The organism is Actinoplanes auranticolor, from assembly GCF_018332655.1.
Classification (GTDB): domain Bacteria; phylum Actinomycetota; class Actinomycetes; order Mycobacteriales; family Micromonosporaceae; genus Actinoplanes; species Actinoplanes auranticolor.
In genome coordinates this window covers 1-709 of sequence record NZ_BOQL01000132.1, presented here as the reverse complement: position 1 = coordinate 709, position 709 = coordinate 1, and the positions used below count along the sequence as shown (strand labels likewise).

General features: G+C 68.0%; 1 protein-coding gene. It reads left to right on the top strand.

All coding sequences use genetic code 11. From position 1 onward, the window contains the following. Window positions 1-89: 89 nt before the first annotated feature. On the top strand, window positions 90-709 hold a 620-nt coding region (locus tag Aau02nite_RS46005; RefSeq protein WP_212995026.1), incomplete at its 3' end, for a transposase family protein.

The window sequence follows — 709 nt, the reverse complement described above, 5'->3', positions numbered from 1 at the left end:
CAGCGTCGAGGAGGCCAACAGCCGGGCGAGGCGAGGCTCCCGGTAAGACAAGCAATCGACCAAGAAAGATGCCCCCACCGGGAGCCTCGTTGCTGTCTTACCCTGCCACGATCCCGCTGTCCACCCGATCCCTGAACCACCTCGCCGGCCTGATCCGCACCCATCGCCACCAGCGACGATCCCGCTGGCGACGCCTCGACCCCGGCCGGCAAGCACTGCTCGCCCTGGCCCACCTGCGCAACGGCGACACCCTCACCCGTCTGGCCGCCGGGTTCGAGGTCGGCGTGGCCACCGCCTGGCGCTACATCCGCGAGGCAATCGCCCTGCTCGCCGCGACCGCCGAGGACCTACAAACGGCAATGAGCAGGATCCGTCGGCTGGCGTACGCGATCCTCGACGGCACCCTGATCCCGATCGACCGCGTGCATGATCAGAAGCCGTACTACTCCGGCAAACACCGCCGGCACGGCATGAACGTCCAAGTCATCGCAGATCCAGCCGGCCGCCTCGTCTGGGCGTCGGCCGCACTGCCCGGCTCGGCACACGACCTGACCGCCGCCCGGACCCACGGCATCACCAACGCACTGACCAGCGCTGACGTGATGACCTTCGCCGACAAGGCATATCAAGGTGCAGGCGGCGCCATCCGCACGCCGTTCAAACGACACCGGTACCGGCCGAGGTTGTCACGGCGACAGAAGGCCGTGAA